Source organism: Streptomyces palmae, from assembly GCF_004684805.1.
Classification (GTDB): Bacteria; Actinomycetota; Actinomycetes; order Streptomycetales; family Streptomycetaceae; genus Streptomyces; species Streptomyces palmae.
This window is the reverse complement of sequence record NZ_SRID01000341.1, coordinates 1-7,365: the sequence shown is the minus strand read 5'-3', so window position 1 is coordinate 7,365 and position 7,365 is coordinate 1. Positions and strand designations below refer to the sequence as shown.

The 7,365-nt window shown below is 69.7% G+C and carries 7 protein-coding genes; 6 read left to right on the top strand and 1 reads right to left on the bottom strand.

Annotated elements, in window-relative coordinates:
• Positions 1-186 precede the first annotated feature (186 nt).
• From E4099_RS26035 to E4099_RS26020, 4 genes are all read left to right on the top strand, one after another.
• On the top strand, positions 187-459 hold the full coding sequence (locus E4099_RS26035; RefSeq protein WP_135341558.1) for a hypothetical protein: 273 nt from the start codon (positions 187-189) through the stop codon (positions 457-459).
• 30 nt (positions 460-489) lie between these two features.
• The gene (locus E4099_RS26030) at positions 490-2,097 is read left to right on the top strand and encodes a hypothetical protein (RefSeq protein ID WP_135341557.1); all 1,608 of its coding nucleotides are present in this window, start codon (positions 490-492) and stop codon (positions 2,095-2,097) included.
• Positions 2,098-2,218: 121 nt separating this feature from the next.
• Complete coding sequence (locus E4099_RS26025) at positions 2,219-2,497, top strand: pyrophosphorylase (protein WP_135341556.1); 279 nt, start codon at positions 2,219-2,221, stop codon at positions 2,495-2,497.
• A 26-nt stretch (positions 2,498-2,523) separates the two neighbouring features.
• Entirely contained in the window at positions 2,524-4,296 is a 1,773-nt protein-coding gene (locus E4099_RS26020) for a serine/threonine-protein kinase (protein ID WP_135341555.1), read from the top strand.
• A gap of 31 nt (positions 4,297-4,327) precedes the next feature.
• Here E4099_RS26020 and E4099_RS33205 read toward each other — a convergent pair whose 3' ends face one another.
• Complete coding sequence (locus tag E4099_RS33205) at positions 4,328-5,140, bottom strand: helix-turn-helix transcriptional regulator (protein ID WP_167828482.1); 813 nt, start codon at positions 5,138-5,140, stop codon at positions 4,328-4,330.
• Positions 5,141-5,767: 627 nt separating this feature from the next.
• Between E4099_RS33205 and E4099_RS34935 the strand changes: the two genes are divergently transcribed.
• Both E4099_RS34935 and E4099_RS26005 read left to right on the top strand, forming a co-directional pair.
• Positions 5,768-6,775 (top strand): helix-turn-helix domain-containing protein, encoded by a 1,008-nt coding sequence (locus E4099_RS34935; protein ID WP_167828481.1) that lies wholly within the window; start codon positions 5,768-5,770, stop codon positions 6,773-6,775.
• A 151-nt stretch (positions 6,776-6,926) separates the two neighbouring features.
• Positions 6,927-7,365 (top strand): helix-turn-helix domain-containing protein (locus tag E4099_RS26005; protein WP_135341552.1); only part of this gene is annotated, 439 nt, incomplete at its 3' end.

Sequence of the window (7,365 nt, the reverse complement as noted above, 5' to 3'; positions counted from 1 at the left end):
CCCCCGCCACGACCGCATGGCCCCCCTCCCGGGCCGCGGCTACCTCGTCACTGACGGCGTCGCGAACGGGGTGCAGGTGGCGCGATGACGAATGTGGCATGGAGCGTCAAGGGGACTGCACGGCCAGTCAACGACAACTGGCGGCGGCAGACGGACAATTCTCGGTGAGCAGGAGAGAGTGACGCAATGGGATCGTACAACTTCGACGCAGCCCAAATACTCAGCCAACAACTGACCCAACTTGAATGGAAACTCAAGTGGCTTGCGGGAGTTCGCGCCCAACAACGTCGGGCACTTCTCGGCGACGAGACCAGCGATAACTGGAGTGGCCCCAAACGGCATGCGTTCGAACAGGAGTTCCAGCGGGGTCAGATGGCTCTTGAGCAACTCGCCGCTTCCGCTCAGCAGACGAAGCGGGAAGTGGACAAGGCGACCGCACAGGCGCGCCTCCAGGGCTAGCAGAACGACATCACCAGGTGCGAGGTTGGGATGGGAACAGTGTCCGGGGTTCCGGAGAACCTCTTCGCGTACGCGGCTCAATGCAACAGCGCTGCCGAGGGATTGCGGACCTGGGTCCAGAGAGCCCTGGCGCCTGCCCTTGTCGACTACCAGAGCGGCGGTGGCCACCAGTGCTCCGCTCTTGACGCCATCACCACGTCGCAGATCACGTCCATCGTGGCGGTCGACCAGCAGGCACGGTTGGTCGGCCAGGCATTTCAGCAGGCCGGGGCCGTCACCGCTCGCCCGGGCGCGAAGCAGCAGTTCCTGGCGAAGGAGTTGGACCTGGATTCCGCCCTGCGAGCACTGAAGGAGGCAGCCCTGCGTCAGCCCCAGGTCGATGCGGGAGCCGCCCTCGCCGGCACGCTGCCCGGTCATCCTGACAACGCCGACTGGGCGCGGATCTCCAAGGAACTCGCCAAGCACGCCGACGATCCCTATTATTCCGCGGGCTTCTTCAACAAGCTGAACTCCGAGCAGATCGCCCATCTGCTGGGCCGGGATGTCACGATCAAAGCCCTGGTCAACGCCTACGGAAGTGGATCGTTGTCCAAGACCGCGTCGGACCATGTCGTTGAGGCCCTGCGCTGGCTGCAAGGGGGCGACAACTCGCCCGAGCATTTCCACATCACGGCGGCAGGCCAGACGGGGCTGCTCAAGGCGCTCGCGGCCGACCCCAGGGCCGCCGCGAACTTCACCCGACTCCTGAGTGCCCAGCAGATCAGGGACCTCTTTCATGACCTGGATGCGGCGCTCAATCCATCTGTGCGGCCGAACCTCCTCACTGTGCTGACCATCGGACTTTCGAGGATCAGTGATCCGCAACAGGCCCGTACGGTTCTGGACAATGTGTCAAGGGCTCTCTTCTCCGAAGATGCACCCGAACTCGACACGGCCCATTTGAGGCCGTTGATAGATGCTTTTGTCCGCCTTTACCAGGCGGGTGTGTCGCAGAGCATCCCTCCCCCGGGAACCTCGGGATTCAGGGAATGGGCAAAACGCTTCGGCGAGCAGGTTGGTGAACAGCTCGGGCCATTTCTTAATGCGCTGAGCAAGGCTGCCGGAGATCCGGATCACTCGCTTCTCAAGAGCATGCTCCAGGGCGGATACGTGAACGCGGCCTTCATGGCGTTCGCGATGCTCGAACCGGAGGTGTTTGTCGGGCGTGTCGCCTTTAATGCCGCCGTCGGAGCAGTGCAGAGCTGGGCCTCGTCATGGGATCCGATAGGCGACTACATGAAGAAAGAGATCGAGGATGGGAAGCACCCGGACATCGCCAAGCTCAACGACAATATCTCGCAGCACCTGCAAACCCTCATGATCAGTATGATGGTCTCCCGAAATCTCGTGTACAAGACGAATGACAAGGACCGGGGGCATTTTACGGACAAGAAGGACCGTGTGAGCTTCACGGGCGATACCCGGCAGGACAGTCAGCTGCTCCACGACATTCTGGCGTCTCCGAACGCCTACCACGTCGGTGGTTACGACGCGAACGAGAAATACCCGCCCTCGGTGCGGGACATGTTCGATGCGTTTGGCGAGCCAGAGGCCAAGAAGGCGGTCAAGGCTCTCGGTCAGGACTATAAGTTCGAATAGTCAGTCCGATCCGTCCTTGGTGTTGCACCCTGCGCCATGCGATGTGCACCCGAGATCAATGACACCGGATGAGCCGACCGGGACACTGGATTCAATCCGAAGATTCCTCTAAGGGGAGAACATGACGACCGTCAAGGTAACGGATCTCGCGCACCAGGAAGCCGCGAAGATGCTCAGCATCATCAACAGCGAACTCCCCGGACTCATCGGCAAGCTGAACGGCCATGGCCAGCAGCTGAGCGAGCCCAACAACTGGGACGGACCGCTGGCGCAGCAGTTCCGGGGCCAGGTCTGGCCGCAGGCCAAGGGGGACCTGGACAAGATGAAGGCCTCGCTGGAACACCTCCAGCAGCAGGTCCAGAAGATCCTCACCAACATTTCGCAGGCGGGCGGCGCGTAAGCCGCCGAGAGGACCTGAGGATCCCGATGTCCGAGAGGGACGCCGCCGACACCACCGGCGCCGCAGAAGCATCTGCCGCAGGACCACTCGCGGCCGAACTGTCCGCCGACGACCTCGCGTTGCTGGGCGCCGAGCCGCTGCGCCGGTCCGACCCCTCGGACATCGGGCCCTACCGGGTGCTCGCCCGGCTGGGCAGCGGGGGGATGGGCCGGCTGTACCTGGGCCGCGAGGCCGATACGGAGGGAACGTACGGGGCCCGATCGCTCGTCGCGGTCAAGGTGATCCGCTCGGAGTACGCCGAGGACGAACGCTTCCGCCGCCGCTTCGAGCGCGAGGTGGAAGCGGTCCGCCGGGTGCACGGCACATACACCGCCGAACTGCTCGGCTCCGGCTTCGACGGCGAGGAGCAGCTGTGGATGGCGACCGCCTACGTGCCCGGGCTCAGCCTGGCCGACGCGGTCGTGCGGTGCGGGCCGCTGCCCGTACCCGTGGTGTGGCGGCTGGCGCATGAGATCGGCCAGGTGCTCACCGCGATCGCCGCCGTCGGCATCGTCCACCGCGATCTCAAGCCGTCCAACGTCCTGCTGGGGCCCGACGGCGCACGGGTCATCGACTTCGGGGTCGCGCACACCTCCGACGCCAGCTCGCTCACCATGACCGGCCAACACCTGGGGACGCCCGCGTTCATGTCCCCGGAGCAGGCGGACGGCCGCGAGGTCGGCACGGCCTCCGACGTCTTCTCGCTCGGCTCGGTCCTCGCGGTGGCGGTCACAGGAGCCGGGCCGTTCGGCGAGGGGAACACCGCCGACGTCATCCACCGGATCGTCTACTCGCCGCCGAGCGAGCAGATTCTGGCCGAGGTCAGTGCCTGCGACGCGGACCTCGCCGAGTTGATCGGCCGCTGCCTGGAGAAGGACCCCGGGCGCCGGCCCGGCCCGCAGGAGATCGTCGAGGCCGCCCGGCGCCACACCCGCGACCAGGAGTGGCCGGGGCCCGTCGCGGAGACGGTGGCGGCCCGGACCGGCTGGCTCGGCACCGCGGTGGCGGTGCGGCTGATGGACCAGCTCACGGTCCTGCGCCGCGCCGAACCCAAGGCGGCTCCCGAGAAGAAGGGCACCCGGCGCCGCTGGCCACTGGCCGTGGGAGCGGCTCTGGTGGTCGCGGCGGCCACCGCCGTCGTCGCCTTCGCCGGCCCGGGGCAGGGATCCAGCGACGCGGAAGGGGCCGCCGCCAAGCGGCCCCGGGCCACCGCCACGGCCTCCCCGCACGGCGCCGCGCCGGGGCACCGCCGTCCGCAGACCACGCCCGTGCCGGAGGTACCGGAGGGCAACGTGCCGCCCGGACAGCAGGCGCAGAGCCCACCACCCGGCTACGACCCGGGCCCCGAGCAGACGCAAGAGCCCCCGTCGGACGAATCCCCGGACGGATCCCCGGACGAGTCCCAGGTCGAGCCCCCGGCCGACGCCGGCTCGGCCCCGTACACCGAGGAACCGGCTCCTGACGACCCGCCGGACTTCGAGCCGTCCGTCATCAACCCGCCATCCTCCGCACCGGCCAAACCCTGGAAGTCCTGCGCCTACTACTCCGGAACCCGGCTCACCCAGTACGGGGACCGCGGGGCGGCGGTGAAGCAGGTGCAGTGCATCCTCAGGGCGCGCGGCTACAGCATCGGACCCAGCGGCCTGGACGGCGAGTTCGGCACCGACACCAGGACGGCGGTGAAGCGGTTCCAGAAGGCACGCCATCTCGAAGTCGACGGTCAGGTCGGCGTCAACACCTGGCGGGCGCTGCGGGCGTGACCGGCAGCCGACGGACGTCGGGGAACGCGGCTCACCCTCGCAGCCGCTGCTCGCGGAAGGCTCCGGGGGCGACTCCGTAGGCCGACTTGAACATCCGGCTGAACACCGCGGGGTCGCGGAAACCCCGCCGCCGGGCGATCTCGCCCACGCTCCGGGCCGACAGGGCGGGATCGGAGAGGTCGGCCCGGCAGTGCGCCAGCCGGCGCTCGCGGAGGAAACCGCCGACCGTCCGCTGGTCGCGCTGGAACAGGTGGTGCAGATAGCGCAGCGAGATGTGGTTGGCCGCGGCGATGGCGGTCGGGGTCAGGTCCGCGTCGGCCAGGTGGCGCTCGATGTACGCCTTGATGTCGCCCAGCAGCCGGTCCCTCCGCGAGGCGGCGGATTGCGCCGGTGCGCTCTCGCGCGGTCCCGCCTCGCTCTGGAGGAACGCGGTCGCGAGGTTGACGGCCGCCGTGCCCAGCCACCGCGTGTGCTCGGCCTCGACGTACGGCGCGTGGACGGCGAGCCGGTCCAGGAAGCCGGCGAGCAGGGCGGCCGGCCCCGACCCCGTGGAGGCCGGGCGCCCGGACACGGCGCGCAGCACCTCGCCGGGCAGCGGCAGTGCCGCCCCGGGCAGGTGCAGGACGGTGGCCCGGGCCGGAACCCCGTCCGGGAGCGCGGCCACGCTGAGGCTCTCGCACGGCTCCCAGAGCACCACCTTGCCGGGCTCCAGTCGGATGGCGTGTCCGTCACCGCCGATCTCCAGTGGGCCCTGGGCGGCGCAGACCAGGTGCCAGACCTCCGGAGGGCCTTCCATCCGCACGACCGCGGGCGGCGCGGGCGGGTCCAGCAGCGACAGCCGCACCGGCCCCACCTCCAGATGGCGCGCCTCCGGTAGCCCACCGCTCTCCGCCCGGGTGGCGGGCCTCCCGTGGGACGTACGGGTCTGCGACGCTGATGAGCGGTTTCCCGGCCTGGCGGGCCCGGGTGCCGAAGACCGGTTATTGGTACGTGAGGCCGTGAACGCCGAGGGTGTGTCGGGCCCCGAGCGCCGGGTGGACTGCCGTCGTACGGCTGCCGAGGCGTCCACCAGCCCTCTCTCGTCCCCATCGGGCAAGCCGCTGTATGTCTTCATATCCTGATTCCCCCGAATGTGCGTGTGTGTCCGTGTGTCGCACCCGCGGCCCCTGTCCAGTGGACTCGTCGGGCCGCGGCGTCCGCGGCCCGGATCCGGGACGTGTGGCGTGTCGCGCGCCTGTGCTTCCGTCCCGCTCCCCCTTGGGCTGGACGGCCCGTCCCGCGGCTGTACCGCGGCCCGTTCCACAGGGCCTGCCATGAGTCTGGGACGGGGGGAACGGCAGCTGCCAGCGCCGCTCGGCAGGTACCTCAATCCCGGGACGACACACCGTCTGACCTGCGCGGACACCCTGCGTCCGGGTCGCGGAGCGGGACGTTCATGGGATAGTGGGCCGCGGGGATGGGGGGTGCCGTCGTGGGACGCTGGGGGCCACTGCGGGAGGATCTGCCGGTCGAGGTGGTCCGGCTGGTGCGGGAGCTGCGCCAGCACATGGACCGGTGCGAGTTGAGCACCACGACCATCGCGGTGAGGACCGGCTACAGCCGCAGTTCCTGGTTGCGCTACGTCAACGGGCGAAGGCTGCCGCCCTGGCAGGCGGTCGAGAAGCTGGGACGGCTGGTGGAGGCCGACGCCGAACATCTGCGCGTGCTGTGGGAATCGGCCTCCCACGCCTGGGCCGGGGGAGACCGGACCGAGGCCCTTCTCGCCCCGGTGGGCCCGGACGAGCATGCGGGCGAGCCCGCGCAGGAGCGTGCGGACGAGCACCCGGACGTACCTGGCGCGCCGTCCACCACACCAGCCAGCGCACCGGCCACCGCTCCCTCCTCCGAACCCGCGCCGGGTACGGCGGCGGTCGGCCGGGTGTGGTGGCGCGCCCCTTGGGTGCGGTGGGCAGCGGTGTCGGTGGCCCTGGTCGCGAACGGCGCACTGCTGGCCGCGCTCCTGTTCGCCAGGCAGGAGGGCGCCCCCACGGCGGACGTCGGCATCCCGGCCGACGCTCCGTCCATCGAACCTCCCAACGAGCCCACACTGGTGGCGGGCGCGGAGGGTGCGGACGGCCGATCGGCCGACGGGTGCCGTTCGTCCGGTTGCCGGGGCCTGGATCCGTACCGTGAGAAGTGCGATCGCCGCAGCGTCACCGTCCACCGACTGCGCGCCTACGACCATGTGCTGACGCTTCGGTACAGCTCGGCGTGCAAGGCGAGTTGGGCGGAGATCGACACCTCGCGGGGGACGGCGCAGCTGCGCATCTCCACCACCGCCGGTGACCAGCAGAGGGCCGCCGCGGGCCGGACGCACACCGCGATGCTGGACGGGGAGCAGAACACGATTCGCGCCACCGTCACCGTCGCCGGCCACCAGCTCGGCATCGCCCTGTACGACAGCTGGATCGACCCGGTCGGGGGCAGCGGGACGGGATGACCCGGGCCGGGTCGCGCTCGATGGGCGGGACCGGTCGACGCCGCCGACCTGCCAAGGCGTGCCGAGAGAAGACACGTGTGCGAAACCTGCCTCGGGCCCGACCGTGGCCGGTACCGTGAGAGGAAACAGAAACGCGTCAGGGGGGAAGCGCGTGACTGACTGGAAGCCCTTACCGGACGGCCTCGCCTCCGATGTGCGTCATCTGGTCGTCGAGCTGCGGAGGTTGAAGGACCGCACGGGGCTGAGCCTCGCCGCCCTTGCCAGGGACACCCCGTACAGCAAGTCCTCCTGGGACCGCTATCTCAACGGCAGGGCCCTGCCGCCGAGTCATGCGGTGGACTCCCTCGGCGAACTCGCCGACGTCGACCGTGCCCGGTTGGCCTCCCTGTGGAAGCTGGCGAACACCGCCTGGCACGGTCATGACGGCCGGCGCGCCCGGCGTGACGGGGCGCCGTCCCCAGCGGCCTGGGGTACGGCCTCCACCAGCTCCGCCACCACCGAACCCGGTCAGTCCCGTGAGCGCCCCGCCACCCCGCGCCCGCCGGTCGCGGAAACCGACCCGACCCGGGAATCCGCCCCGGCTCCACCAC

Coding starts and splice junctions, on each gene's coding strand:
- E4099_RS26035 (WP_135341558.1), top strand. CDS start 187: ATGGGATCGTACAACTTCGACGCAGCCCAAATACTCAGCCAACAACTG.
- E4099_RS26030 (WP_135341557.1), top strand. CDS start 490: ATGGGAACAGTGTCCGGGGTTCCGGAGAACCTCTTCGCGTACGCGGCT.
- E4099_RS26025 (WP_135341556.1), top strand. CDS start 2,219: ATGACGACCGTCAAGGTAACGGATCTCGCGCACCAGGAAGCCGCGAAG.
- E4099_RS26020 (WP_135341555.1), top strand. CDS start 2,524: ATGTCCGAGAGGGACGCCGCCGACACCACCGGCGCCGCAGAAGCATCT.